At 67.1% G+C, this 23,622-nt stretch carries 22 protein-coding genes and 9 tRNA genes; 5 read left to right on the top strand and 26 right to left on the bottom strand.

Going from position 1 to position 23,622, the window contains the following annotated elements; translation table 11 throughout:
* Positions 1–29 precede the first annotated feature (29 nt).
* From NM961_RS00690 to NM961_RS00715, 6 genes are read right to left on the bottom strand one after another with little or no spacing between them, the layout of a single operon-like run.
* Complete coding sequence (locus tag NM961_RS00690) at positions 30–464, bottom strand: molybdenum cofactor biosynthesis protein MoaE (RefSeq protein ID WP_255910254.1); 435 nt, start codon at positions 462–464, stop codon at positions 30–32.
* The gene (gene moaD / locus NM961_RS00695) at positions 461–700 is read right to left on the bottom strand and encodes a molybdopterin converting factor subunit 1 (protein ID WP_255910255.1); all 240 of its coding nucleotides are present in this window, start codon (positions 698–700) and stop codon (positions 461–463) included. Before moaD ends, NM961_RS00690 begins: the two co-directional genes overlap by 4 nt.
* Positions 697–1,203, bottom strand: coding sequence for a cyclic pyranopterin monophosphate synthase MoaC (moaC, locus tag NM961_RS00700; protein ID WP_439334181.1), 507 nt, complete (start codon positions 1,201–1,203; stop codon positions 697–699). The genes moaD and moaC overlap by 4 nt, the downstream gene beginning before the upstream one ends.
* Positions 1,193–2,239, bottom strand: a complete 1,047-nt coding sequence (gene moaA / locus NM961_RS00705; RefSeq protein WP_255910257.1) for a GTP 3',8-cyclase MoaA — start codon at positions 2,237–2,239, stop codon at positions 1,193–1,195. The genes moaC and moaA overlap by 11 nt, the downstream gene beginning before the upstream one ends.
* Positions 2,236–3,012, bottom strand: a complete 777-nt coding sequence (locus NM961_RS00710; RefSeq protein ID WP_255910258.1) for an MBL fold metallo-hydrolase — start codon at positions 3,010–3,012, stop codon at positions 2,236–2,238. Before NM961_RS00710 ends, moaA begins: the two co-directional genes overlap by 4 nt.
* Positions 3,009–3,809: a 3-deoxy-D-manno-octulosonic acid kinase gene (locus NM961_RS00715; RefSeq protein ID WP_343231896.1), complete on the bottom strand. Its 801-nt coding sequence runs from the start codon at positions 3,807–3,809 to the stop codon at positions 3,009–3,011. Before NM961_RS00715 ends, NM961_RS00710 begins: the two co-directional genes overlap by 4 nt.
* Before the next feature lie 29 nt (positions 3,810–3,838).
* Between NM961_RS00715 and NM961_RS00720 the strand changes: the two genes are divergently transcribed.
* Positions 3,839–4,897: a glycosyltransferase family 9 protein gene (locus tag NM961_RS00720; RefSeq protein WP_255910259.1), complete on the top strand. Its 1,059-nt coding sequence runs from the start codon at positions 3,839–3,841 to the stop codon at positions 4,895–4,897.
* A gap of 74 nt (positions 4,898–4,971) precedes the next feature.
* On the opposite strand, the gene NM961_RS00725 is transcribed toward NM961_RS00720, so the two are convergent.
* Both NM961_RS00725 and NM961_RS00730 read right to left on the bottom strand, forming a co-directional pair.
* On the bottom strand, positions 4,972–5,367 hold the full coding sequence (locus NM961_RS00725; RefSeq protein WP_255910260.1) for a DUF6165 family protein: 396 nt from the start codon (positions 5,365–5,367) through the stop codon (positions 4,972–4,974).
* Between the two features lie 97 nt (positions 5,368–5,464).
* Positions 5,465–5,554 (bottom strand) — tRNA-Ser (locus NM961_RS00730).
* A 307-nt stretch (positions 5,555–5,861) separates the two neighbouring features.
* On the opposite strand from NM961_RS00730, the gene NM961_RS00735 reads away from it, so the two are divergent.
* Positions 5,862–6,563 (top strand): PP2C family protein-serine/threonine phosphatase, encoded by a 702-nt coding sequence (locus NM961_RS00735; RefSeq protein ID WP_255910261.1) that lies wholly within the window; start codon positions 5,862–5,864, stop codon positions 6,561–6,563.
* A 208-nt stretch (positions 6,564–6,771) separates the two neighbouring features.
* Here NM961_RS00735 and NM961_RS00740 read toward each other — a convergent pair whose 3' ends face one another.
* The 4 genes from NM961_RS00740 to NM961_RS00755 form a co-directional block, all read right to left on the bottom strand.
* Positions 6,772–8,091 carry a cytochrome c family protein gene (locus NM961_RS00740; protein ID WP_255910263.1) on the bottom strand — a complete coding sequence of 440 codons (1,320 nt, stop codon included), beginning with the start codon at positions 8,089–8,091 and terminating at the stop codon, positions 6,772–6,774.
* A gap of 123 nt (positions 8,092–8,214) precedes the next feature.
* Positions 8,215–8,943, bottom strand: coding sequence for a DNA polymerase III subunit epsilon (dnaQ, locus tag NM961_RS00745; RefSeq protein WP_255910264.1), 729 nt, complete (start codon positions 8,941–8,943; stop codon positions 8,215–8,217).
* Positions 8,943–9,395, bottom strand: coding sequence for a ribonuclease HI (gene rnhA / locus NM961_RS00750; RefSeq protein WP_255910265.1), 453 nt, complete (start codon positions 9,393–9,395; stop codon positions 8,943–8,945). Before rnhA ends, dnaQ begins: the two co-directional genes overlap by 1 nt.
* Positions 9,392–10,072 (bottom strand): methyltransferase domain-containing protein, encoded by a 681-nt coding sequence (locus NM961_RS00755; protein ID WP_255910266.1) that lies wholly within the window; start codon positions 10,070–10,072, stop codon positions 9,392–9,394. Before NM961_RS00755 ends, rnhA begins: the two co-directional genes overlap by 4 nt.
* Positions 10,073–10,217: 145 nt before the next feature.
* Here NM961_RS00755 and gloB point away from each other — a divergent pair, with 145 nt between their 5' ends.
* The 3 genes from gloB to NM961_RS00770 all read left to right on the top strand — a co-directional run bounded on the left by gloB (position 10,218) and on the right by NM961_RS00770 (position 13,300).
* Positions 10,218–11,003, top strand: a complete 786-nt coding sequence (gene gloB / locus NM961_RS00760; protein WP_343231897.1) for a hydroxyacylglutathione hydrolase — start codon at positions 10,218–10,220, stop codon at positions 11,001–11,003.
* A complete protein-coding gene (locus NM961_RS00765) occupies positions 10,997–12,412 on the top strand; it encodes a transglycosylase SLT domain-containing protein (RefSeq protein ID WP_255910267.1) in 1,416 nt (471 codons plus the stop codon). Before gloB ends, NM961_RS00765 begins: the two co-directional genes overlap by 7 nt.
* 105 nt (positions 12,413–12,517) lie before the next feature.
* Positions 12,518–13,300 (top strand): enoyl-ACP reductase FabI, encoded by a 783-nt coding sequence (locus tag NM961_RS00770; RefSeq protein ID WP_255910268.1) that lies wholly within the window; start codon positions 12,518–12,520, stop codon positions 13,298–13,300.
* A gap of 382 nt (positions 13,301–13,682) precedes the next feature.
* Here the strand turns inward: NM961_RS00770 and NM961_RS00775 are convergent, their stop codons facing one another.
* The 14 genes from NM961_RS00775 to NM961_RS00840 all read right to left on the bottom strand — a co-directional run bounded on the left by NM961_RS00775 (position 13,683) and on the right by NM961_RS00840 (position 23,538).
* A complete protein-coding gene (locus NM961_RS00775) occupies positions 13,683–15,587 on the bottom strand; it encodes a SurA N-terminal domain-containing protein (RefSeq protein WP_255910269.1) in 1,905 nt (634 codons plus the stop codon).
* A 145-nt stretch (positions 15,588–15,732) separates the two neighbouring features.
* Positions 15,733–15,809, bottom strand: a tRNA-Asp gene (locus tag NM961_RS00780).
* A gap of 7 nt (positions 15,810–15,816) precedes the next feature.
* Positions 15,817–15,891: transfer RNA gene (locus NM961_RS00785), tRNA-Val, on the bottom strand.
* Positions 15,892–15,905: 14 nt separating this feature from the next.
* Positions 15,906–16,178 carry a non-specific DNA-binding protein Hbs gene (gene hbs / locus NM961_RS00790; protein ID WP_255910270.1) on the bottom strand — a complete coding sequence of 91 codons (273 nt, stop codon included), beginning with the start codon at positions 16,176–16,178 and terminating at the stop codon, positions 15,906–15,908.
* Positions 16,179–16,507: 329 nt separating this feature from the next.
* Positions 16,508–19,006: an endopeptidase La gene (gene lon / locus NM961_RS00795; protein WP_255910271.1), complete on the bottom strand. Its 2,499-nt coding sequence runs from the start codon at positions 19,004–19,006 to the stop codon at positions 16,508–16,510.
* A gap of 256 nt (positions 19,007–19,262) precedes the next feature.
* On the bottom strand, positions 19,263–20,540 hold the full coding sequence (gene clpX, locus NM961_RS00800) for an ATP-dependent Clp protease ATP-binding subunit ClpX (protein WP_255910272.1): 1,278 nt from the start codon (positions 20,538–20,540) through the stop codon (positions 19,263–19,265).
* Between the two features lie 114 nt (positions 20,541–20,654).
* Positions 20,655–21,287, bottom strand: a complete 633-nt coding sequence (gene clpP, locus NM961_RS00805; RefSeq protein ID WP_255910273.1) for an ATP-dependent Clp endopeptidase proteolytic subunit ClpP — start codon at positions 21,285–21,287, stop codon at positions 20,655–20,657.
* Positions 21,288–21,415: 128 nt separating this feature from the next.
* Complete coding sequence (tig, locus tag NM961_RS00810; protein WP_255910274.1) at positions 21,416–22,714, bottom strand: trigger factor; 1,299 nt, start codon at positions 22,712–22,714, stop codon at positions 21,416–21,418.
* Between the two features lie 67 nt (positions 22,715–22,781).
* A tRNA-Leu gene (locus NM961_RS00815) sits at positions 22,782–22,866 on the bottom strand.
* A gap of 77 nt (positions 22,867–22,943) precedes the next feature.
* Positions 22,944–23,019: transfer RNA gene (locus NM961_RS00820), tRNA-Lys, on the bottom strand.
* 9 nt (positions 23,020–23,028) lie between these two features.
* Positions 23,029–23,105: transfer RNA gene (locus NM961_RS00825), tRNA-His, on the bottom strand.
* Between the two features lie 19 nt (positions 23,106–23,124).
* A tRNA-Arg gene (locus NM961_RS00830) sits at positions 23,125–23,201 on the bottom strand.
* 19 nt (positions 23,202–23,220) lie between these two features.
* Positions 23,221–23,297, bottom strand: a tRNA-Pro gene (locus NM961_RS00835).
* Positions 23,298–23,461: 164 nt separating this feature from the next.
* Positions 23,462–23,538 (bottom strand) — tRNA-Arg (locus tag NM961_RS00840).
* Positions 23,539–23,622: the final 84 nt, after the last annotated feature.

Consider the following 23,622-nt stretch of genomic DNA (forward strand, 5'->3'; position numbering starts at 1 on the left):
AATACTAGGAAGCCCCCGCGCAGACAAGCTCATTCGGCAACGGGCGATCCGTCCGGGTGTAGCCAGCCGGAAAAACCGTCGGCATAGAACTCGTTCTTCCAGATCGGCACGCGCGCCTTGATTTCGTCGATGACGTGGCGGCAGGCGGCGAAGGCCGCGTCGCGATGGGCCGCGCTGACGCCGACCCAGACTGCGAGATCACCGATCGCCAGGTCGCCGACCCGGTGCACGCACAGCGCCTGCTCGATTGCGAAACGCGCGGCAGTCTCGGCCAGGATGCGCTCGCCTTCGGCCAGGGCCAGCGCCGGATAAGCCTGGTAGGCCAGACGCTGCACCGCCTTGCCCTGGTTGTGATTGCGCACCCAGCCCTCGAAGCTGACGCAGGCGCCGGCGCTGGCGCTGGCCAGCTCGCGCCCCAGTGCGGCGCCGTCGATGGGGATTTCCGCCAGCCGGAACGCGCTCATCCGCCGGACACCGGCGGCAGGAAGGCGATCTCGTCGCCGTCGGCCAGGACGCGGTCCCAGGCGGCGAACTCGCCGTTGACGGCCACGCGCAGCTTCTCCGGCGCCAGTTCCAGGCGATGCCGCGCGGCGATCTGTGCATACAGCGCGCGCGGATCCGCGGCATCGGACTCGACGGCTTCGGCGGCGCAGCCGGCGCGGTCGCGCAGGCTGGCGAAATACAGCAGGCGGTAGTTCATTCCTCTCCTTCGGCGGCGCCGACATTGCGCCGGCCGCCGGACTTGGCCAGCAGGCTCACCTCGGCGATCACGATTTCGTGGCTCAGCGCCTTGCACATGTCGTAGACGGTGAGCGCGGCGACGCTGGCGCCGGTCAGCGCTTCCATCTCCACGCCGGTCTTGTGGGTGATGCCGACCTCGCAGCGTATGGCCAGCTCGGTCGCCGAGACGAACTCGATGGCGAAATCGCAGCGCTCCAGCGCCAGCGGGTGGCAGAACGGGATCAGCTCATGCGTGCGCTTGGCCGCAAGCGTGCCGGCAACGATGGCGGTATCGATGATGGCGCCCTTCTTGCCGCGCAGGCCGGTGCGCTGCAATTCAGCCGCGACCTCGGCCGGAAAACGCACCAGCGCGCGCGCCGTCGCGCTGCGCCGGGTCGCCGCCTTGTCGGCGACATCGACCATGCGCGGGCGGCCGGACTCGTCGAGGTGGCTGAGTCGGGTATCCAAGCGATCAACCTCCAATGGCGAACATTTCCACACGTTCTTCGGCGCCGGCGGCGCGCAGCTCGGCGCGGCGCTCGCTGTAGCGGTCCTCGCGCCGGCGCCAGTGGCCGGCGATGGCTGCGGCGATGGCGGCATCGTCCAGTCCTTCGCGCAGCAGCGCGCGCAGGTCGTGGCCTTCGGCGGCGAAGAGGCAGGTATACAATTTCCCATCGGCCGACAGCCGCGCGCGGGTGCAGTCGCCACAGAACGGCGCGCTGACCGAGCTGATGAAGCCGACCTCGCCGCCGCCGTCGACGAAGCGGTAGCGTTCGGCCACGTCGTGCCGCTGTGCGCGCTCCACCGCCTCCAGCGGCCAGCGCGCATGAATGCGTGCGGCCAGCTCGGCGCTGGGTACGACGCGGTCGCGCTGCCAGCCGTTGAGCGTGCCCACGTCCATGTATTCGATGAAGCGCAGCACATGCGGCGTGCCGCGGAAATGCTCGACCAGATCGAGCACGCCGGCGTCGTTGATGCCGCGCTGGACGACGCAGTTGAGCTTGAGCGCGCCAAAGCCGGCGGCTTCGGCAGCGGCGATGGCCGCAAGCACCTCGCCGACTTCGCCGCGGTTGCCGGACAGATGGCGGAACACTGCCGGATCCAGGCTGTCCAGGCTCAGCGTGATGCGGCTCAGCCCTGCCTCGCGCAGGGCCGCGGCGAAGCGCGGCAGCAGCACGCCGTTGCTGGTCATGGCGATGTCGCGGATGCCGTCGATGTTCTTCAGCCAGCCCACCAGCAGCGGCAGCTCGCGCCGCAGCAGCGGTTCGCCGCCGGTCAGGCGGATCTTGTTCACGCCCAGGCCGGCGAAGATGCGCGCCAGGCGCTGGATTTCCTCGAACGAAAGCCGCGCCTGGCGATCGAGGAACTGATGGTGCTCGGGATACTGGTCTTCGGGCAGGCAGTACGGGCAGCGGAAATTGCAGCGGTCGACCACGGAAATGCGCAGGTCGGTCAGGCCGCGGCCCCAGCGGTCCGCCGGTGCCGGCGCGATCAGGCGCAGCGGAATGGGCGTATTCACTGCACCGCCCGCAAGCCGCCGTCGGCAGCGCGCGCCGGCTGCCCCGGCGACAGCACGAAGCGCTCGCCCGGCCGCGCGATGCGATAGCCGCGCGATGCCAGCGCGGCACCGTCGGCGGCGCTGCCGTAGTGGTACAGCACCAGGCGCGCGCGCAGTTCGGCAGCGTATTCGCGCTCGATGTCCTCGATGCCGGTATGCGAGGGATTGCCGACCAGGCCGCAATCATGCGCGACCAGTTCGCCGGCGCAGGCGTAGCGGCTGAGCATCTCCGGGATGGGCCGGGTATCGCCGGTCCAGACGAAACTGCCGCGCAGGGCCAGGGCGAAGGCCGTGTCCGGTGCATGGTGGCGCACCGGGAATACGTCGAACCATTGCTGATCCAGCCAGAAACCGCGCGATACCGGCAGCAGCTGGAAGGCATCCCAGAAATTCGCCCCGCCTTCGGCCAGCACATTGGGATAGTCGGCGATGCGCGCCTGCAGCAGCGGCACCAGCGCGGCATGGGCGAACACGCGCACGCGGCCGCGCGCGTCCGGGTCGAAATAGATCTTGGTGAACAGGCGCTCGAAGCCGCCGACGTGGTCCAGATGGGTATGTGTGACGTAGATCGCCTGCGGCACGCTGCCGTAGCGCTCCAGATAGCGGCTCAGCGTCTCCGGGCCGCAGTCGATCAGCAGCAGCGGCCGGCCGTCGCGCTCCAGCACCGCGCCGGAGGAACCCAGCTCCACCGCCTGGGACGAACCGACGCCGAGAAACTGCAAGGCCAGAGTCATGTCGTTTTCCTGCCGCCGGCGCCCGGCGCTGCCAGCTGGGTAGTTGCGGCCGCGTAGGCCTGCTGCAAGGGCTGCCACAGACGCTGCTCGAATTCCGCCTCGCCGGACGGCGCCGCGCCCAGCTTGAGCAGGGAGCGGCGCAGCCGGGCCAGATTCTGCGCCGCCCAGGCGCCGGCCGCACGCCGGCGGCCGCGGTCGAAGTCGATCAGGTGCACGCCGGCCGCGTTCAGCAGCACGTTATGCGCATTCAGGTCCGCATGCCAGACGCCGGCGGCATGGAAACGCGCGATGGTGGCGCCGACGGCGGCCAGGCCGGCGGCATCCAGCGTGCCGCGGGCCAGGCGCTGGGCCAGGGTCTCGGCGCCGGGAATGCGGCGCATGAGCAGATCGGCGCGGTAGAACGGACCCTGGCGCAGGTAGCGCGCGGCCAGCGGCTGCGGCGCCGGCAGGCCCTGCGTTTGCAGCCATTGCAACAGACGGAATTCGGCAAAGGGCCGGGTGCGCTCGGCACCGTTCCAGAGATAGCGGTCGCCGAGCAGGCGGGCCAGCGCACCGCCGCGGCGGTAGTGGCGCAGCACGGCCTCGCCGGCCGGCGTCTGCACCAGCCAGGCCGCACCGCGGCCGCCGCGCGGCGCCTGTGCGCCGCTGCGCGCGCGCCAGTAGTCCGGATCGAACCAGTCCGCCCCGACTTGTGCCGCGATCGACCCGTCGCACAGAATCGCGCCGGCGCCAGCCGTCTTGAGTGCCGCTTCGTTCATCGCCTGCGTCGCGGCCACCGCCGCGCTCGTCCTTACCATCGTTATCACCCGGCATTCTAGCAACCCGCATGTCCAGCCCGGCAGCAACGCCTATTGAAACCTTGTGCCTGCTGCGTACTTCGGCGCTGGGCGACGTCAGCCATGTGGTACCGCTGGTGCGCACCCTGCAGCAGCACTGGCCGCAGACCGCGCTGATCTGGATCGTCGGCAAGCTGGAGCACAAGCTGGTCGGCGACATTCCCGGCGTCGAATTCATCATTTTCGACAAGGGCAAGGGCTGGCAGGGCTATGCCGCGGTGCGCCGCGCCCTGGGCGGGCGCCGCTTCGACGCGCTGCTGCATATGCAGGTGGCGCTGCGGTCCAACCTGCTCAGCGGCCTGATCCGCGCGCGCCGGCGCATCGGCTACGACCGCGCCCGTTCGCGCGACGGCCACGGCCTGTTCATCAACCAGCGCATTCCCGCGCGCAGCGGCGAGCACGTGCTGGACGCGCTGGGCAGTTTCGTCGAGCCGCTGGGCCTGAAGCAGACCGAAGTGCGCTGGGACCTGCCCGTGCCCGAGGCGGCGCGGGAATTCGCCGAGCAGCACCTGCCCGGCACCGTGCCGACCCTGCTGGTCAGCCCCTGCTCCAGCCACCGCCTGCGCAACTGGCAGCCGCAGCGCTATGCCGCAGCGATGGACCATGCCGCCGCGCGCGGCTGGCGCGTGGTGCTGTGCGGCGGCCCCAGCGCCTACGAACGGGAATTCGGCGATGCCATCCTCGGCCATGTGCGCGAGCGTCCGCTGGACCTGATCGGCAAGGACACCTTGAAACAGCTGCTCGCGCTGCTGGCCAGGGCGGATCTGGTGCTCACGCCGGATTCCGGCCCCATGCACCTGGCCAATGCCATGGGCACGGCGGTGCTGGGCCTGCATGCCGCCAGCAATCCGCACCGCTCCGGCCCCTACAGCGAGCGGCGCTGGTGCGTGGACCGCTACGACGCCGCCGCACGCCGCTTCCGCGGCAAGCCCGCCAGCGAACTGCGCTGGGGCACGAAGATCGAGCACGAGGGCGTGATGGACTTGATTGCCGTCGACGACGTGCTGGAACGCTTCGAGGCTTTTGCTTCGCTACGCGGAGATGCGTGATTCGGGATTGAAGATTGGTCCAAACCGGAACCGGTCGGCCGCGCTCCACTGTCACGAATCCCCAATCCCGAATCTCAGCTCTTGTAGTTCTGGTAGGACTTTTCCTCGATCAGCTGCGAGCCCAGCATGAGGTTGATTTCGCGCTTGATCGCAGCGCGGTCGTCGTTCTGGAAATACACGGCGCGGGCCAGTTCGATGAACTCCGCGTCGAAGGCCTGGGACTTTTCCTTGAGGCGGATGCGGTCCTCGATATCCCACAGCGCCTGGTTGACCTGCTTGAGCCGGCGGCGCTGGGCGGCGATGTCCACGGCGGCGGCGGGGTCGGCCTGCCAGACCTGGTTGAGCAGGTCCAGCTCCTTGCGCACATTGGCCAGCTTGGCCGGATCGGTGATCTGTTCGGACTTGATCTCCAGAATGGTGATCTTGTCGATCAGTTCGCCATGGGAAATCGGCGTGGTGATCAGCGACATGGGGGAATTCCGTGAGGGCAAAGGGCGAGCGTAGCCGAAACCCGGCGGCGCGGCGCAGAAACGCAGACGCCCCACGAGGGGGCGTCTGCGGCGTTGCTGGCGGAGAGGGTGGGATTCGAACCCACGGTATGCTTACACATACGCCTGATTTCGAGTCAGGTACATTCGACCACTCTGCCACCTCTCCTGAACTGTCGGTCGCGGGGACCGGCCCTGCCGGTGGCACGGCGAGGGGCGCGAATAGTACGAGCTAAGCGCAACAGATACAAGCTGCCCGTCATCGGCCGCGCTGCCGCCGCCGCAGTGACCCGGTCGCGCACCGAATTCCGTATTCCTGTCTCAGGAGTTGGACGCAAGTCCGCATCCCGCTTGCCTACCCACTGTTTCCGGCGGCATGCTATGCCCAGTTCGTTTTTCGCATGCGCCGCCGTTATACAAGAGCCGGCGCGCTGCGTCTGGCGATGGCCACCGCTACACGAGACCAGGCTTCGCGCATGATCGAATTCGGACACAGCTCCCACGTCGGCCTGCGCCGCGAGCACAACGAAGACACCTACTACGCCGATCCCGAACTGGGCCTGTGGCTGGTGGCCGACGGCATGGGCGGGCACGAGCATGGCGAAGTCGCCAGCGCCATCGCCCGCGACACGCTGATCGACGAAGTGCGCAAAGGCACGGCCATAGGCCGCGCCATCCAGCTGGCCGACGAAGAGATCATCCGCCACTCCAGCAAGCGCGCCGAAGCCCTGCCCATGGGCACGACGGTGGCGGCGGTCAGCGTCAATGGCGACAGCTTCGACATGGCCTGGGTCGGCGACAGCCGCGTCTATGTCTGGAACGGTGCACTCAAGCAACTTTCGCAGGATCACTCCTACGTGCAGGAGCTGATCGAACAGGGCGCGATCACCGCCGAACAGGCGCGCACCCATCCGCACCGCAACGTGGTCACCCAGGCCCTGGGCGTGACCGATCCGCAGAGCCTGCGCGTGGAAACCATCACCGGCACCCTGCAGCCAGGCATGCAGATCCTGCTGTGCAGCGACGGCCTGACCGAAGAAGTGGAAGATGCGCAGATCGAGAGCATCCTGGCGCGGGCGGATCTTTCCGCGCAGGAATGCGTGGATCACCTGATCCTCGCCGCGCTGGACGGCGGCGGTTCGGACAATGTCACCGTGGTGCTGATCCGCCGGCGCTGACCCGGCACGCCGATACCGCACCTGCGCGGAGTTCCGGGGCCGCGCTGACCCAACGCCTGTCATTTTCCTTGCGCGTCAAGTTGCGCATGCGGCAGCCGGACCCGATCGGACTGTGGCCACCGCGTGCGCGCTGCCGCGAGGCCGACGCCAAAGTCCACCGCCAGGGATGTGCTTGCGCACGGCCGCTGCCGGCCGCGCGCAAGCGCCTTCACGGTGCGCCAGTCTTCAACGCCTTCAGCGCGGTCTGGAAACTGCCCATGGAATAGCCGTTCTCGTTCTTGAGCACGGCATAGACGCCGTCCAGTCTGGCCTTGAGCGCGTCCGCGCGGGCCTTGTCGATGGCGCCGGAATTCTCGAACGCGACGATCACCGACTGAGCTGCCATGGCCGCCTGCTCGGCCGCGTCGTAATCGCGGTATTCGCCGCGCGCGGCATCGGCCTCGATATCGGCCAGGATGGCATTGAGGCTGCCGCCATCGAAACGATGCTGCGCCACCCGCGGCAACAGCTCGGCCAGGCTGGCGCGCAGGCGCCGGGCCGCAGCCAGGGTGGCTTCGCGCGATTCGGTAGTGGCCTTGTGCAGGGCGCGGGTCTCGTTGAGCAGGCGCGCCTGGGCCGGCTTGTCCACCGCCGCCAGCACGTGGCGGAACATCACCAGATTGGCGTCATACAGACGCACCACGCCCGGCCCCAGGCCGGTGCCCTGGCGCGGCCCCCAGCTCTTGTCCGACATGCGCTTGTGGCAGGCGAAGCAGTTGAACAGCACCAGCTCAGGGAAGATGCCCTGCCAGCCCGCGTGCGGATCGGCCAGCTGGTCGAGCAGGTTGGCCGCGGCCACGCCCTGCCCCACGGCCCAGTCGCGCACGCCGCTGAATTCGCCCTTGCGCTGGATCCAGTCCGCGTCGATGGCATAGTGCGGCCGGCCCAGCCAGGTGAAGGTGTCCAGTTCAAAGGTCAGGCGCGGGTGGCCGGCGCCCATGATGCGGTGGGTGATCATGCGGTCCTTGGTGCCCATATGGCAGGACAGGCACAGTTCCGCGCGCCGTACCGGATCATCCGTCGCGTACATGCCCTTGGCCAGGTTGTCGGCATGGGCGACGCTCTTGTCCGCATGGGCGTTGAGCCATTGTTCGGCGCCGCCGTGGCAGGCCTCGCAGCCGACGCCATCGCTGAGCTGGAAGCGTTCGCCGCGCTGGGCCGCCGGCACGTTGTCGGCATGGCAGTCCAGGCAGATCTTCGCCTCGGTCGCACTGCCCAGGCCGAGCTTGCGCGCGATCTCGCGCGAGGCCGGCTGTTCCAGCAGGGCGTAGGCCTTGGCGTGAGGGTCGGTTTCCTGCCACACCGCGAATTCGTTCTGCATCACGTGCGAATCGCGGAACACCTGCGAGGCGCCGTGGCAGACGCTGTTGGAACAGCTGGCCACGCCCAGGTGTCTGTGCGCGGCGATCGCCTCCACCGCGCCGGCGGCGAAAGCGCCGGCCGGCAGCAGAACGACGCACACGGCAAGCATCCACGTACGCATTCTCATCGCCGAACTCCCCATTCAGGCGGGCGCCCTGGCAGCAGCGGGGCGCGCGGGCCGATTATGCCACGCGGCGGCCGGCTCGGCCGCCTGATCGGGGAACACGCAAAACGGCGCGCCGCCGTGACATCAGGCGGCGGCGACGGCCTCGATGCGGCGCCAGACGCAGCCGCCCTTGCTGGCCTTGTCGATGGCGGCCAGGCGCGCCTCGTGCGCGGCCAGCTCGGCCGCATCGGCAAAACGCACGCGCAGCGGCGGGCGCTCGCCCAGGGACAGCTGTGCGGCGGCGGCCCGGTCGGTCGAGGTATCGGCCTCGGGGGCGAAAAAATCCAGCGCGCCCTGGCCGGCGGTCAGGGCCAGGTAGACGTCGGCGAGGATCTCCGCGTCCAGCAGGGCGCCGTGCAGCTCGCGGTGGCTGTTGTCGATGTCCAGGCGCTTGCACAGCGCATCCAGGCTGTTGCGCTGGCCGGGATAGGTCTCGCGCGCCAGAGCCAGGGTATCCAGCACCGTGCAGTAGTCGCTGATGCGGCCGTAGGACGGCCCCAGCCGCGCCAGCTCGGCGTCGAGGAAGCCCAGGTCGAAGGCCGCGTTGTGGATGATGAGTTCCGCCCCTTTGATGTAAGCGAGGAACTCGTCGGCCACGTCGGCGAAGCGCGGCTTGTCGGCCAGGAACTCGATGCTGATGCCGTGCACGGCCTGGGCGCCGGCGTCGATATCGCGTTCGGGATTGAGGTAGTGGTGGAAATGGCTGCCGCTGACCCGCCGCGCCAGCAGTTCCACACAGCCCAGTTCGATCAGGCGGTGGCCGCGGGCGGCTTCCAGGCCGGTGGTTTCGGTATCGAGCACGATCTGGCGCATCAGGCGTCCTGGGTCTGGCGTTCGGCGGCCAGGCGGGCAGCCCGGTCCACACGTTCGTTGTCGGGATGGCCGGCATGGCCGCGGGTCCAGAACCATTCCACCTGATGGCGCGCGACCGCCTTGGCCAGACGCTCCCACAGATCCTGGTTCTTGACCGGCTTCTTGTCCGCAGTGCGCCAGCCGTTGGCCTGCCAGCGCGGCAGCCACTGCTGCATGCCCTGCTTGACGTACTGCGAATCGGTGGTGATGTGCACGCGGCAGGGCCGGGTGAGCTGCTCCAGCGCGGCGATAGCGCCCATCAGCTCCATGCGGTTGTTGGTGGTATCGCGTTCGCTGCCGGAAATTACTTTTTCAACATTTCCATAACGCAACAACGCAGCCCAGCCGCCGGGACCGGGATTGCCCAGGCAGGCGCCGTCGCTGAATACCTCGACCACCGCCGCCGCACTCATGCGGAAGCCCGCTGCGCGCCGGAAGCCAGGCGCGTGCGCACGCCGCGTGGACGCAGTGCGATGGTCTGCGCGCGCAGACGCGCGGCCTGGCCGCGCTTGCGTGCCAGCAGCAGCCAGCTCGGCCGCAACAGCGGCGGCAGCGGCAGGCCGGCGGCGAGACGCGCCGGCCCCACGCGCCGCTGCGCATAGGTATCGACGCCGGCAACCGCCAGGGCGCGGCGCCAGCCGGCGGCGGAGACGCAGTTCAGCGCGGCAGCATTGCGGCCCTGCCACAGCAGCCAGGGCCGCCAGGCGCCGTAGGGGGCGAAACCGCAGATCATGGCCACGCCGCCGGGCTCCAGCACGCGCACGACTTCCTCGCGCAAGCCGGCGAGATCGTCGATCAGCTCGAACGCATGCTGCAGCACCACCAGGCGGAAGCTTTCGTCGGCGAAAGGCAGCTCCGCCGGGGCGCATTCCACATCGCCGCCGAGGTGTCCGGCATCCCGCACCTGCAACCCCACGCGCCTGCCGAGCATCGGTGTACTCAGATGAGCCGCCAATCCCGCCCCGCAGCCGATGAACAGCCCCTGGCGTCCGAACACGCCGGCGCATTCGGGCGCGAGCGCGGCGAACTCGTGGCTCAGCAACGCGCGCAGGGGCGCGGTCTGGAACAGGGTATGAGGCTGCGGGAGCATAGTTCGGGCACAGGCGGGGAGAGGGATTTTGCCTAAGTCGCCGCAGCTTGTCCTGCGCGGCGCGCCGGCCGCGTTAAACCGGCTTAACGAGGTTTGCGGGACGCGCGGCTATAGTCGCGCGTCCCAAACCGCCTCAGCCGATTTCGTGATCCGCATACTGGCCCTGCCCGCCTTCGACGACAACTACCTCTGGCTGGTCCACGACCACGCCGGCAACGCGGTGGCGGTCGACCCGGGCGACGCGGCGCCGGTGCTGGCCGCGCTGCAGGCGCACGGACTGGCGCTGCGCGCCATCCTGCTGACGCATCATCATCCCGACCATATCGGCGGCGTGGCCGCGCTGTGCGAACGCTACGCCGTGGACGTGTACGCGCCGGACGACGAACGCATCCCGCACGCCACCCGCCGCGTGGCCGGCGGCGACCATATCGACCTGGCCACGCCCTCGCTGCGGCTGCAGGTGCTGGCCCTGCCGGGCCATACCCGCACCCATGTCGGCTACCACGGCGGCGGCCTGGTGTTCTGCGGCGATACCTTGTTCAGCGTCGGCTGCGGCCGTCTGTTCGAAGGCACGCCGGCGCAGATGCTGGCCTCGCTGGACACCCTGGCCGCGCTGCCGCCGGAGACGGCGGTGTACTGCGCGCATGAGTACACCTGGTCCAACTGCGCCTACGCGGCGACGGTGGAACCGGCCAACCCGGCGCTGCAGGAACGCATACGCCAGGTGCGTGCGCTGCGCGCCAGCGGCCAGCCCAGCCTGCCCACCAGCATAGGCCTGGAGCGCGCCACCAATCCCTTCCTGCGCGTGGACATGCCCGAGGTCATCGACTGGGGCCTGCACAGCCACGGTATCGCGCCCGGCGCGCGCGTGGAGCGCTTCGCCGCCCTGCGCCGCGGCAAGGACCAGTTCCGCCTGCCCGCGCTATGGTGAAGCCCATCCTGCGTCCACTGGCCGGCCTGTTGCCGGCGTTGTTGCTGGCCGCCTGTGCCAGCACGCCGCGGCCTGCGCCGGAAAACAGCGCGATCACCAGCGTGGGCACATTGCCGCCGCTGGATTTGCGCGTGGGGCCGCCGCAGAAGCTCGACGTACCGCTGGCGCCGGTGCCTGACCTAAACCTGGGCGGGGCCAGCAAGGCCGCGCCCGATGACGATGTCGCCTCGCTGTGGAAGCGCCTGCGCACGCGCTTTGCCATGCCCGGCTGCGAATACAGCCCGGCCGTGCAGCGCTGGGCGCGCACCTATACCCAGGGACCGGACCGCTTCGCCGCCTCGCTCAAGCGCGCCCTGCCCTTCCTGATGCTGGTGCTGGACGAACTGGAGCAACAGAACCTGCCGGGCGAGTTCGCCCTGCTGCCGTATCTGGAAAGCCATTACGAGCCGGTCGCCGGCCGCAGCGGCGCACCGGCCGGCATCTGGCAGTTCATGCCCGACACCGCACGCAGCGTGGGCCTGCAGCTTTCGCCGCATTACGACGGCCGTCTGGATGCCTGGGCGTCCAGTACCGCCGCGGTCGGCATGCTCAAGCGCTACCAGGACGAGTTCGGCGACTGGCGCCTGGTCGACATGGCGTTCAACGCCGGCGAATACCGGGTCAAGAAACTGCTGCAGGAAAACCGCAGCACCATGAGCCGGGAGGAAATCGCCCAGCTCAAGCTGTCGCCGGTGACGCACGAGCACCTGGCCAAGCTGCTCGCGCTGGGCTGCGTGATCAACGACCCCGCGCGCTTCGGCGTGACCCTGCCGGAACCTTCGGCCGACGATCATCTGGTGCGCGTCGCGCTGACCGCGCCCATCGACATCCGCGTCGCCGCGCGCCTGGCCGAAGTGCCCGAGGACACCCTGCGCCGCTACAACGCCGGCCACCGCCAGGCCCGCATCTCCGCGTCCTCGCCCATGCACCTGCTGCTGCCCAAGCCGGCGCTGTCGCGCTTCCAGCAGCGCTACACGCAACTGGCTCCGGCGGCCTGGAGCACCTGGGACGCAGTCAAGCTGCGCGAGCCGCGCGGCGTGGAGGAACTGGCCGGCGCGGCAGCCGTGCCCATAGATCTGGTCGGCGCCGCCAACGGCACGCATCCGGCCAAGGAATTTGCCGCCGGCACGACGGTGTTCCTGCCCTCGGCCCTGGGCAAGAACGTGGGCACGCCGCCGCCGGTGCCGCTGTCGCCGGAAGCGCAGCGCCGCGGCGAGGCCAGCACCATCACGGTCAAGAGCGGCGACAATTTGTGGACACTGGCCAAGGCGCACAAAGTCAGCGTCGCCAATCTGCGCCGCTGGAACGGACTGAGCGAGAAATCTCAGCTTAAGCCCGGCCAGAAGCTCTTCATCCAGGCCGTGGACTGAAGGTGCGCCGCACGCCGCGCAGCCAAACGGGCGTTCGGGCAGGGATCCAGCCAAACCGCTACACTCCGGCGTTGCACTGCAGATTTCATCAAGTCGGGAGGTTTCATGGGTTTCTTGCACGGCAAGCGGGCGCTGATCGTCGGCATCGCCAGCCAACGCTCCATCGCCTGGGGCATCGCCAATGCGATGCATCGCGAAGGGGCCCAACTGGCCTTCACCTACCAGAACGAGCGCCTGCGCGACCGCGTCGACGAGGCCGCCAGCGCCTTCGGCAGCAACATAGTCCTGCCCTGCGACGTGTCCAGCGACGCCGAGATCGACACCTTGTTCAGCGAACTGGGCAAGCACTGGGACGGCTTCGACATCCTCGTCCATTCGGTCGGCTTCGCCCCGCGCGAAGCGCTGCAGGGCGGCTTCCTCGACGGCCTCACGCGCGAGAACTTCGGCATCGCCCATGACGTTTCCAGCTATAGCCTGGCTGCGCTGGCCAAGGCGGCGCGTCCGCTGATGCAGGGCCGCGGCGGCTCGGTGCTGACCCTGAGCTATCTCGGCGCCGAGCGCGCGCTGTCCAACTACAACGTGATGGGCCTGGCCAAGGCCAGCCTCGAAGCCTGCGTGCGCTACCTCGCTTTCAATCTCGGCCCGGACGGCACGCGCGTGAACGCGATCTCGGCCGGTCCGATCAAGACCCTGGCCGCCGCCGGCATCTCCAACTTCCGCAAGATGCTCGACCACGTCGAGGAACACGCGCCGCTGCGCCGCAGCGTGACCATCGACGAAGTCGGCAATGTCGCCGCCTTCCTGTGCTCGGACCTGGCTTCCGGCGTGACCGGCGAGATCACCTACGTGGACTCGGGCTACAACATCCTCGGCATGACCGGCATCTGAGCGTCCGCCAGCGTATGTACTGCGAAAAAGCTGCCGCGAGGCAGCTTTTTTGTTGGGCGGCGTAGCGCGCGCTAGTGTCCGTCGATGACGAAGCGGCGGCGGCGCAGCCACGCTTGCGGCGCGGAAGCGATCCATGCGCCGTTCCGGCTTCTTCCAAAGAAACGCAGCGGCATCGGCTTTCCCTGCATGCACCGGCGGCCTGCAGTCCGGCGTCCGCGCAGCGCGCTGTGCGCCTGACGCCAGCTTCCGCGGCCGCCGCGAATTCCGTGTGCACCGGATGCCGCGCAGTGCTGCAAGAGCTGGCGCGGGCGGCTCGGTTCCCGAAAGCGAAAAAGCCGCCCGTAGGCAGCTTTTTCTTCACGCGGGCGGAGCCTGGAACGCCTTACTGCAGGCGATCCTCGGCCACCTGGATCTTGGCCACCTTGCGCAGCGATTCGATGAATTCGCGCGTGCTGGCCATGGCTTCCAGGTTCTGCAGCTGGCTGCGCACGGCTTCGCGGCCGGCGTCGTCGACCTTGGCCACATCGCCGTCGGTGACCTTGTCCACGGCGAACAGGGCGTAGGCGTCTTCGATCAGCGAGACCTGGCCGTATTCGGGCTTGCCTTCGGCCGGACGCGGCAGCTTGAACGCGGCGGCGATGATGCGCGAATCGACATTGGCAGCGCCGCGGCCGGTGCCCTTGGCCTCGGCCACGCTGAGCTTGAGTTCGGTCGCGAGCTGTTCCAGCGTCTCGCCCTTGCGCAGGCGGGCCAGCAGCGCATCGGCCTGTTCACGCGCCTGCTTGGCCAGGGCCTGCTTGACCAGGCGGGTGCGGATTTCCTCGCGCACTTCCTCCAGCGGCCGCGGCTCGCTGCGCTTGTGCTCGGCCAGGCGCACGATGGCCTTGTGGTCCGGGCCCAGGTCGATCAGGTCGGAATTGTTGCTTTCGATCAGCACGCTCTCGGAGAAGGCGGCCTTGATCACATTCGGATTGGCAGCGATGCCGGGGCCGCCGCCGCGGCCGAACAGCGGCGTCTTCTGCACCGCGACGCCGGCCGCCTTGGCGGCAGGTTCCAGCGAACCCGAATCGTTGCTGGCGACGTCGACCACGTTGCCGGCGAGCTTGTTGAACTGGCTCTCACGCTCGGTTTCGAGGTAGGCCTTGGCCAGCTCCGGCTTCATTTCGTCGAAGGACTTTTCCTTGCGCTCGCGCACATCGCGCAGCTGGATCACGTGATAACCCTCGGCCGACAGCACCGGCTCGGAGATCTCGCCCTTCTTCAGCGCGAACAGGGCCGCATCGAAGGCCGCGTCGGTCACGCCGGGCTCCAGCCAGCCCAGGTCGCCGCCCTGGCTCTTGGAGCCCAGGTCTTCGGAGGATTGCTTGGCCAGGGCCGCGAAATCCTTGCCCTCGCGCGCGCTCTTGGCGATTTCCTGGGCCTTGGCCAGGGCAGCCTTCTGCGCGTCGGCGTCGCCGCCCTTGGCCGAGATCAGGATATGCGAGGCCAGGCGCTGCTCCGGCGTGAGATAGCGCGCCTTTTCCTGTTCGTAGCGTTCGCGCAGCACGCTGTCGTCGGGCGTCTCGTCGATCTTGAGATCGGAAGCCTTGAGTTCGACGTACTCCAGCGCGACCTGCTCCGGCGTCATGTAGTCCGCGGTGTTGGACTTGTAGAAGGCCTCGACTTCCGCGTCCTCGATCTTGGGTTCGCCGGCAGGCTTGGGCAGGGTCAGGGTGCGCAGGTCGCGGGTCTGGTCGCGCAGGCGGATATGTGCGTCGATTTCCTTGGCCGTGACAATACCGATGGTGCCGATCAGGGTCGGCAGCTCATTGGCCGCCAGTTGCTGGCGCTGCTCTTCCTGGAACGCCACCGGCGTCTTGCGGATACCGGCGAGCAGGGCGATGTAGCTGGCTTCGTCAAACTTGCCGTCCACCTGGAACTGCGGAATGCTGCGGATCAGATCGCGCACGCGGTCATCGGGAACGACGATGCCGAGCTTCTCGTTGGCGGCCAGCAGCAGCTGCCTGTCGATCAGGGTGTCGAGCACCTGGCGCTTGATCTCCGGCCGTTCCAGCAGGGCCGGATCCAGCTGGCCGCCGGAACGCGCCATCATGTTCTGGCGGTAGTTCTGGAAGGCTTCGCGGAACTGGTCCGGCGAGATCTCGGTCTTGTCGACCTTGGCCACCCAGGTTTCGTTGCGTCCCTGGAAATACGACTCGATGCCGAAGAACGAGAACACGAAGATCAGCGCGCCGAGCACGATCTTGGCTATCAGTCCGGAGGTCTTGTCTCGCAGTGATTGCAGCATGGGAGGCTTGCCTGAACTTTTAGGTGGAGACCAGCCGCAGCGTGGTTGCGCCGCAACCTGCGCCAGTCTGGCGCGTTTCCGGTCGGACGGTGGGCTGCCCGGCCAGATAGAAAAAAGGGCGCCTGATGCGGCGCCCTTTGAAACGTGGCGGAGTGGACGGGACTCGAACCCGCGACCCTCGGCGTGACAGGCCGATATTCTAACCGACTGAACTACCACTCCACGGTATTGGTGGGTGCTGAGGGTTTCGAACCCCCGACCCTCTCCGTGTAAGGGAGACGCTCTACCGCTGAGCTAAGCACCCCTCGCGGGAGCCAATTAGTTTAGGGCATCCTTCAGGGCTTTGCCAGCCTTGAAGGCCGGATTCTTGGAGGCCTTGATCTTGATGGCTTCGTTGGTGCGCGGGTTGCGGCCGGTGCGGGCGGCGCGTTTGCGCACGGCGAAGGTTCCGAAGCCGACCAGCGAGACAGTGTCGCCTTTCTTCAGCGCCTTGGTGATCACTTCGATCATCGCATCGACGGCCTTGGCCGCGTCGACCTTGGTCATCTCGGCGGCGTCGGCGATCGCGCCCACGAATTCTGATTTGTTCATTTAACACGCCCTCTCGGAAACTGCGACCCGCTGCGCTTTTGTTCTGTGGCGAAACGCCGCCGTCCCTGGAATGCCGGGTAGTTGCAGGAAGTGCGTTTCGCGGACCCCGTGATCGCCCGGACCCTTGCGGCCTCCCGGATCACGCCGCGGCCTTTATACCAGCGGCCCAGTAGGCACGCAACAAAGGACGGAGCGGTGTTTTCCCGGCTTTTTTTGCGTTTTCCGCCGTGCTATCGACGACGTTGAACACACCGGGGAAGCGTCCGCCGGCACCATGAAAAACGGCGGCACGAGGCCGCCGTTTCCGTATCGCTGTGCAACAGCCGCGCTCAGTGCGGACGTACCGGCTGGGGTTCAGCCGCTTCCTCGCGCTTGCCGTCGGCAGCGGGCTCCGCCTGCGCCTTCTGTACCGGCGTCAGCGGCCGCTCCAACGCGATGTCGAGCACTTCGTCGATCCAGCGGACTGCATGGATGTCCAGGGTTTCCGTGACATTCTTCGGAATGTCGGCGAGGTCCTTCTTGTTTTCCTCCGGAATGATCACGGTGGTGATGCCGCCGCGGTGCGCTGCCAGCAGCTTCTCCTTGAGCCCGCCGATCGGCAGCACGCGGCCGCGCAGGGTGATCTCGCCGGTCATGGCCACTTCCGAGCGCACCGGCACCTTGGTCAGGGCCGACACCAGGGCCGTGCACATGGCGATGCCGGCACTGGGGCCATCCTTGGGCGTGGCGCCTTCGGGAACGTGGATGTGGATGTCGTTCTTCTGGTGGAACTCGGGATCTATGCCCAGACGGTCCGAGCGCGCGCGCACTACGCTGAGCGCGGCGTGGATGGATTCCTGCATCACATCGCCGAGCTGGCCGGTGTGGATGAGCTTGCCCTTGCCCGGCACGATGGTGCCTTCGATGCTGAGCAGGTCGCCGCCGACCTGGGTCCAGGCCAGGCCGGTGACCAGGCCGATCTCGTTCTGCAGCTCGGCGCGCCCGAAGGTGTACTTCTGCACACCGAGATACTGGTCGAGATTGGCCGCGGTTATCGCCACCGTGGCCGCCGCCGCGGGCTTGGCCTTGGCCGCCTTGCCCTTGGCGGGCTTGGCCGCCTTTTCCTTGGCCTCGCTCTCGCGCAGGGAAAGCTCCTTGACCACCTTGCGGCAGACCTTGGAGATCTCGCGTTCGAGATTGCGCACGCCGGATTCCCGCGTGTAGTAGCGGATGATGTCGCGCAGCGCATCCTCGTCGACGCTGATCTCCTCCGGCTTCAGGCCGTTGGCCTTGATCTGCTTGGGCAGCAGGTAGCGCCGGGCAATGTTGATCTTCTCTTCCTCGGTATAGCCGGGGATGCGGATGACCTCCATGCGGTCCAGCAGCGGCGCCGGGATGTTGAGCGAGTTCGCAGTCGCGATCCACATCACCTCGGACAGGTCGAAATCGACTTCGAGGTAGTGGTCGTTGAACGCGGTGTTCTGCTCCGGATCCAGCACTTCGAGCAGGGCCGAGGACGGATCGCCGCGGAAGTCCATCGACATCTTGTCGATCTCGTCGAGCACGAACAGCGGATTGCGCGTGCCGGCCTTGGACATGTTCTGCACGATGCGGCCCGGCATGGAGCCGATGTAGGTGCGGCGGTGGCCGCGGATCTCGGCCTCGTCGCGCACGCCGCCCAGCGACATGCGCACGAACTTGCGGTTCGTGGCCTTGGCGATGGACTGGCCCAGACTGGTCTTGCCCACGCCCGGCGGTCCGACCAGGCACAGGATGGGGCCTTTCATCTTGTTCACGCGCTGCTGCACGGCGAGGTATTCGAGGATGCGCTCCTTGACCTTCTCCAGGCCGAAGTGATCCTCGTCCAGCACATCCTGGGCGACCTTGAGATCCTTGCGCACCTTGCTGGACTTCTTCCACGGCACGCCGACCAGCCAGTCGATGTAGTTGCGCACGACGGTGGCCTCGGCCGACATCGGCGACATCTGCTTGAGCTTGTTCAGCTCGGCGCGGGCCTTGGTCTCCACCGGCTTGGGCATGCCGGCCTCGCCGATCTTGCGCGCGAGTTCGTCCAGTTCGTTCGGCGCCTCTTCGAGATCGCCGAGCTCCTTCTGGATCGCCTTCATCTGCTCGTTGAGGTAGTACTCGCGCTGGCTCTTCTCCATCTGCGACTTGACCCGGCCGCGGATGCGCTTCTCGATCTGCTGTACGTCGATTTCGCCGTCGACGAAGCCCATCAGCGCCTCGAAGCGGTCGCCCACGTCAACCATTTCCAGCAGGCGCTGCTTGTCGGCCAGGCGGATGGACAGGTGCGCGGCGATGGTGTCGGCCAGGCGGCTGGGATCGTCTATCCCCGCCAGGGTGGCGAGCAGTTCCTGCGGCACCTTGCGGTTGAGTTTTACAAATTGCTCAAAGGTGGACACCAGCGAGCGCGACACGACTTCGATCTCGCGCTCGGAGCGCGAATAGCCCGGCTCCAGCGGCTTGACGCTGCCGACCAGCACGCCGTCGCGGTCGCGGTAGCCGCGGATCTCCGCGCGTGCTGCGCCTTCGACCAGCACCTTGATGGTGCCGTCCGGCAATTTCAGCAGCTGCAGCAGCGAGGCCAGCGTGCCGACCGAATGCAGATCGGTCTCGCGCGGATCGTCCACGTCCGGGCTGCGCTGGGCGACCAGCAGGATCTGCTTGTCGCCTTCCATCGCCACGTCCAGCGCGCGGATCGATTTCTCGCGGCCGACGAACAGCGGAATCACCATGTGCGGATAAACCACCACGTCGCGCAGCGGCAGCACAGGCAGCTCGAGCAGGCGCGATTCGTTGGCGGCAGAGGACTTTTCGGACTTATCCATGAAGCTTTTCCTGGCGGCGGCCGCTGGGACCGAGCGGATTGGGATTAGCCTGAGTGCAGGCTACTGGAGCGTCAAGTGCGGACGGCGTGAACGAATGCAAGTCCGCATGCGCGTTTCCACATGCGAGTTGCGTGCCGAAGGGCTTGCGGCGCGGCGATTCGCACCGGACTCGACGCTGCGGGCGGGCGCGCGAAGGCGCGGCACCGGGCTGGCAAGGCGGCGCGGGCGGCGGAACCGCCCGCGCCGGGATGCGGGATTACTCGGCGACGGCGCGCGACTGCAGGTTGCCGCGGTAGATCAGGTAGGGCTCGGCCTGGCCGTTGATGACGGCCTCGTCCACGACGACCTTGCTGACGTGCTCCAGCGAGGGCAGCTCGTACATGGTGTCCAGCAGCACCTGTTCCAGGATGGTGCGCAGGCCGCGCGCGCCGGTCTTGCGCTTGAGCGCCTTGCGCGCGACCGCGGTCAGGGCCTCGGGGCGGAATTCCAGCTCGGCGCCTTCCATCTCGAACAGCTTCTTGAACTGCTTGACGATGGCGTTCTTGGGCTCGGTAAGGATCTTGACCAGGGCAACCTCGTCCAGTTCCTCCAGCGTGGCGAACACCGGCAGGCGGCCGACGAACTCAGGAATGAGGCCGAACTTGACCAGGTCTTCCGGCTCGACGTCGGCGAGTACCTTGCCGACAGAATTCGTCTGTTTCTTGCTGCGGACGTCGGCCGAGAAGCCGATGCCGGTGGATTCGCCGCGCTGCTGGATGATCTTTTCCAGCCCGGCGAAGGCGCCGCCGCAGATGAACAGGATGTTCTTGGTGTCGACCTGGAGGAACTCCTGCTGCGGATGCTTGCGCCCGCCCTGGGGCGGCACCGAGGCGATGGTGCCCTCGATCAGCTTCAGCAGAGCCTGCTGCACGCCTTCGCCGGAGACATCGCGGGTGATCGACGGGTTCTCGCTCTTGCGCGAGATCTTGTCGATTTCGTCGATGTAGACGATGCCGGTCTGCGCCTTCTCCACGTCGTAGTCGCATTTCTGCAACAGCTTCTGGATGATGTTTTCCACGTCCTCGCCGACATAGCCTGCTTCGGTCAGCGTGGTCGCATCGGCGATGGTGAACGGCACGTTCAGCAGGCGCGCCAGGGTCTCGGCCAGCAGGGTCTTGCCCGAGCCGGTGGGACCGACCAGCAGGATGTTGGACTTGGCCAGTTCGACCTCGTCGCTCTTCTGGCGGGTTTCCAGGCGCTTGTAATGGTTGTAGACGGCGACCGCGAGCGTCTTCTTGGCGCGGGTCTGGCCGATCACGTACTGGTCCAGCACGTCCATGATCTCGCGCGGCTTGGGCAGGTGGCTGCGCGCGCTGGCGGCCTTTTCCTCAAGCTCCTCGCGGATGATGTCGTTGCAAAGCTCGACGCACTCGTCGCAAATGAACACCGACGGACCGGCAATCAGCTTGCGGACCTCGTGCTGACTCTTGCCGCAGAACGAACAGTAGAGAATCTTCCCGCTGTCGCTCGAACGGCCCTGCCGATCGTCAGTCATGCTCTGCCTCAGAAACCGGGGTAAACGTATTCGTCACGAAGAATAGAACCCGCTGCGCCCGCGGCGCAAGCGCGGGTGCAGGACGGGGGTGTCGCAGGGACAGGTCAACGGGGATCAGGACTTGACGCTGTCCACCGGGCGTTTTTCCAGCACGGCGTCGATCAGGCCGTACTTCTGGGCGTCCGGGGCGCTCATGAAATTGTCACGATCCGTGTCCTTGGCGATGACGTCGATCGGCTGGCCGGTGTGCTTGGCCATGATCTCGTTCAGGCGCTGGCGGATGGTGAGGATCTCGCGGGCGTGGATGTCGATGTCCGAAGCCTGGCCGCTGAAGCCGCCCAGGGGCTGGTGGATCATCACGCGGGAATTCGGCAGCGCGTAGCGCTTGCCCTTGGTGCCCGCGGTCAGCAGCAGCGCGCCCATGCTGGCCGCCTGGCCGATGACCATGGTGCTGACGTCCGGCTTGAGGAACTGCATGGTGTCGTAGATCGCCATGCCGGCCGTGACCGAGCCGCCCGGGCTGTTGATGTACAGGTTGATGTCCTTGTCCGGGTTTTCCGACTCCAGGAACAGCAGCTGCGCCACCACGACATTGGCCATGTAGTCGTCGATGGGCCCGACGAGGAAGATCACGCGCTCTTTCAGCAGGCGCGAGTAAATGTCATAAGCCCGTTCGCCGCGCGAGGTCTGCTCGACCACCATCGGGACGAGGTTCAGGCTGCGGATCGGTTCAAAACCCTTGGACATGTTTCACTCCGGAGCAAATCGGCCCGGGCCAGGGGCGAATGATGCGGCCTGCCGGACCGGCCACGGGGCCGGTCCTGTCTGCAGATGGAGAACAGGGGCGGGCTCCTCGGAACCCGCCCCTGCGGCGATCAGGCCGTAGGACGCATCACCTCGTTGAAGCTCAGCTTCTGCTCGGTGACCTTGGCCTTGTCGGCGATCCACTCGGCCACCTGATCCTCGATGACCCGGCTCTGCAGCGCGTTCATCAGTTGGGGATCGCGGTTGTACAGTTCAACCACCTGCTGCGGCTCTTCGTAGGTCGAGGCGATGGTGGTCAGGGTTTCGGCGACGCGGCGGGAATCCAGGCGGATGTCGTTCTGGCGGGCGATCTCGCCCAGCAGCAGACCGGCAGCGACACGGCGGCGCGCGATTTCGGTGAAGGCTTCCGGCGGGAAACCGCCGGCCTGGCCCTGCTGGCGGGCGTTGGCTTCGGACTGGCGCGCCAGGGACTCCGACTCGGCCTGGATCATGCTGTTAGGCAGTTCCAGGTCGGCATGGGCGGCGACCAGCTTCTCGACCACTTCATTCTTGAGACGGCCCAGCAGGGTGCCCTTGAGTTCGCGTTCCAGGTTGGCGCGCACGTCTTCGCGGAACTTCTCCAGGCCACCGCCGACGATGCCGAAGGCGGCGAAGAAGTCGTCGTCCAGGGTCGGCAGTTCGGAGGTCTGCACGCGCACGATCTTGAGCGCGACGGACGCTTCCTTGCCGGCCAGGTTCTCGTTGCGGAAATCCGCCGGGAAGGTCAGGTTCAGGGTCTTCTCGTCGCCCGGGTTCAGGCCGACCAGGGCATCTTCCAGTTCACGGAACAGCGCGCCCGAGCCGATCACGGTGCCGACGCGGTCCACGCCTTCGGCCGGGAAGCGGTAGTCGCCGGTCTGGGCCGAGTATTCGAACAGGGCCATGTCGCCGGCCGCGGCGGGGTTTTCCGCGGCGCGCCAGCTGCGGCGCTGCTGGCGCAGGGTTTCGATCATCTGGTCGACGTCGGCGTCGGTCACGTCGGCGGCCAGGCGCACAACCTCCAGGCCGGAGACGTCGATGGTGCCCACGTCCGGGATCACTTCAAAGGTGGCGGTGTATTCGATCTCGCCGTTGCTGGGCACGCCCGTGGTGTTCACGGCCGGCGGCATGGCGGCGCGCAGCTTCTGCGTTTCCAGCGCCTGCGGCAGGGTGACACGGATCAGTTCGGAGAGGGCTTCGCCGCGCACCTGGGCGCCGAAGCGCTGCTCGATGACCTTGGCCGGAACCTTGCCCGGGCGGAAGCCGTTCAGGCGGACGCTGCGGCCCAGGTCGACCAGGCGATTGCGCACCTGGCTGTCGAGCTGGTCGGCCGGGACCCGCACGGTGAGCTTGCGCTCGAGTTTGCCCACGTTTTCAACGGAAACTTGCATTGTTGCTCCTCGAACGGCAATCGGCCGCATGCACACCACCGGCGCGCGCGGCCACGAAGTACTGATCTGGTGCGAACGGAGAGAATCGAACTCTCACGGGTTTCCCCACTGGAACCTAAATCCAGCGCGTCTACCAATTCCGCCACATTCGCACGCCTTCACGCCCCCAGGCGGGACCGTGATAACGCCTGCTTTGCGGAAAGCCACATGAGGACCGACGAAAGGAAGGTGGTGGGCCGCCCCAGACTCGAACTGGGAACCTACGGATTAAGAGTCCGCTGCTCTACCAATTGAGCTAGCGGCCCACGAAAAACTGGGGTGGATGATGGGATTCGAACCCACGACCCTCGGAATCACAATCCGATGCTCTAACCGACTGAGCTACATCCACCACAAACTTACGATCGCATTGGCGCGCCCGACAGGACTCGAACCTGCAACCGTCGGCTTAGAAGGCCGATGCTCTATCCGGTTGAGCTACAGGCGCAGTCTCTGGCTTGCGCGGTTGGTCGGGGTAGAGGGATTCGAACTCTCGACATCCAGCTCCCAAAGCTGGCGCTCTACCAGGCTGAGCTATACCCCGTCAGTCCAGACTTCGGTCACCCGTGACTATCCCAAAGAAACGAGGATGTTACGGATGGCTGTCAGTACCGTCAATTGCCGAGGGCGGAACCCGTTGCCTTGCAACAAACCACACGCGACTGAAACACCGCCAAACAAAAGGGTGCCGCAGCACCCTCATGTAAATGGCGCGCCCGGAAGGATTCGAACCTCCGACCACCAAGTTCGTAGCCTGGTACTCTATCCAGCTGAGCTACGGGCGCGCACTAACCTTGCCTTCCTTGCAACATCCGGCGCATCCCTTGCGCCGTCCCGCCGTTTGGTTTGCACCGCGACGAGAAGCGGGA

Origin of the sequence: Tahibacter harae, from assembly GCF_024437735.1 — a bacterium.
GTDB lineage: Bacteria > Pseudomonadota > Gammaproteobacteria > Xanthomonadales > Rhodanobacteraceae > Tahibacter > Tahibacter harae.

Excerpts from the sequence above, each read along its gene's own strand:
- NM961_RS00690 (WP_255910254.1), bottom strand. The coding sequence starts at position 464 with ATGAGCGCGTTCCGGCTGGCGGAAATCCCCATCGACGGCGCCGCACTG.
- moaD (WP_255910255.1), bottom strand. The coding sequence starts at position 700 with ATGAACTACCGCCTGCTGTATTTCGCCAGCCTGCGCGACCGCGCCGGC.
- NM961_RS00710 (WP_255910258.1), bottom strand. The coding sequence starts at position 3,012 with ATGACTCTGGCCTTGCAGTTTCTCGGCGTCGGTTCGTCCCAGGCGGTG.
- NM961_RS00715 (WP_343231896.1), bottom strand. The coding sequence starts at position 3,809 with ATGGTAAGGACGAGCGCGGCGGTGGCCGCGACGCAGGCGATGAACGAA.
- NM961_RS00720 (WP_255910259.1), top strand. The coding sequence starts at position 3,839 with ATGTCCAGCCCGGCAGCAACGCCTATTGAAACCTTGTGCCTGCTGCGT.
- NM961_RS00725 (WP_255910260.1), bottom strand. The coding sequence starts at position 5,367 with ATGTCGCTGATCACCACGCCGATTTCCCATGGCGAACTGATCGACAAG.
- NM961_RS00735 (WP_255910261.1), top strand. The coding sequence starts at position 5,862 with ATGATCGAATTCGGACACAGCTCCCACGTCGGCCTGCGCCGCGAGCAC.
- NM961_RS00740 (WP_255910263.1), bottom strand. The coding sequence starts at position 8,091 with ATGAGAATGCGTACGTGGATGCTTGCCGTGTGCGTCGTTCTGCTGCCG.
- dnaQ (WP_255910264.1), bottom strand. The coding sequence starts at position 8,943 with ATGCGCCAGATCGTGCTCGATACCGAAACCACCGGCCTGGAAGCCGCC.
- rnhA (WP_255910265.1), bottom strand. The coding sequence starts at position 9,395 with ATGAGTGCGGCGGCGGTGGTCGAGGTATTCAGCGACGGCGCCTGCCTG.
- NM961_RS00755 (WP_255910266.1), bottom strand. The coding sequence starts at position 10,072 with ATGCTCCCGCAGCCTCATACCCTGTTCCAGACCGCGCCCCTGCGCGCG.
- NM961_RS00765 (WP_255910267.1), top strand. The coding sequence starts at position 10,997 with ATGGTGAAGCCCATCCTGCGTCCACTGGCCGGCCTGTTGCCGGCGTTG.
- NM961_RS00770 (WP_255910268.1), top strand. The coding sequence starts at position 12,518 with ATGGGTTTCTTGCACGGCAAGCGGGCGCTGATCGTCGGCATCGCCAGC.
- NM961_RS00775 (WP_255910269.1), bottom strand. The coding sequence starts at position 15,587 with ATGCTGCAATCACTGCGAGACAAGACCTCCGGACTGATAGCCAAGATC.
- hbs (WP_255910270.1), bottom strand. The coding sequence starts at position 16,178 with ATGAACAAATCAGAATTCGTGGGCGCGATCGCCGACGCCGCCGAGATG.
- lon (WP_255910271.1), bottom strand. The coding sequence starts at position 19,006 with ATGGATAAGTCCGAAAAGTCCTCTGCCGCCAACGAATCGCGCCTGCTC.
- clpX (WP_255910272.1), bottom strand. The coding sequence starts at position 20,540 with ATGACTGACGATCGGCAGGGCCGTTCGAGCGACAGCGGGAAGATTCTC.
- clpP (WP_255910273.1), bottom strand. The coding sequence starts at position 21,287 with ATGTCCAAGGGTTTTGAACCGATCCGCAGCCTGAACCTCGTCCCGATG.
- tig (WP_255910274.1), bottom strand. The coding sequence starts at position 22,714 with ATGCAAGTTTCCGTTGAAAACGTGGGCAAACTCGAGCGCAAGCTCACC.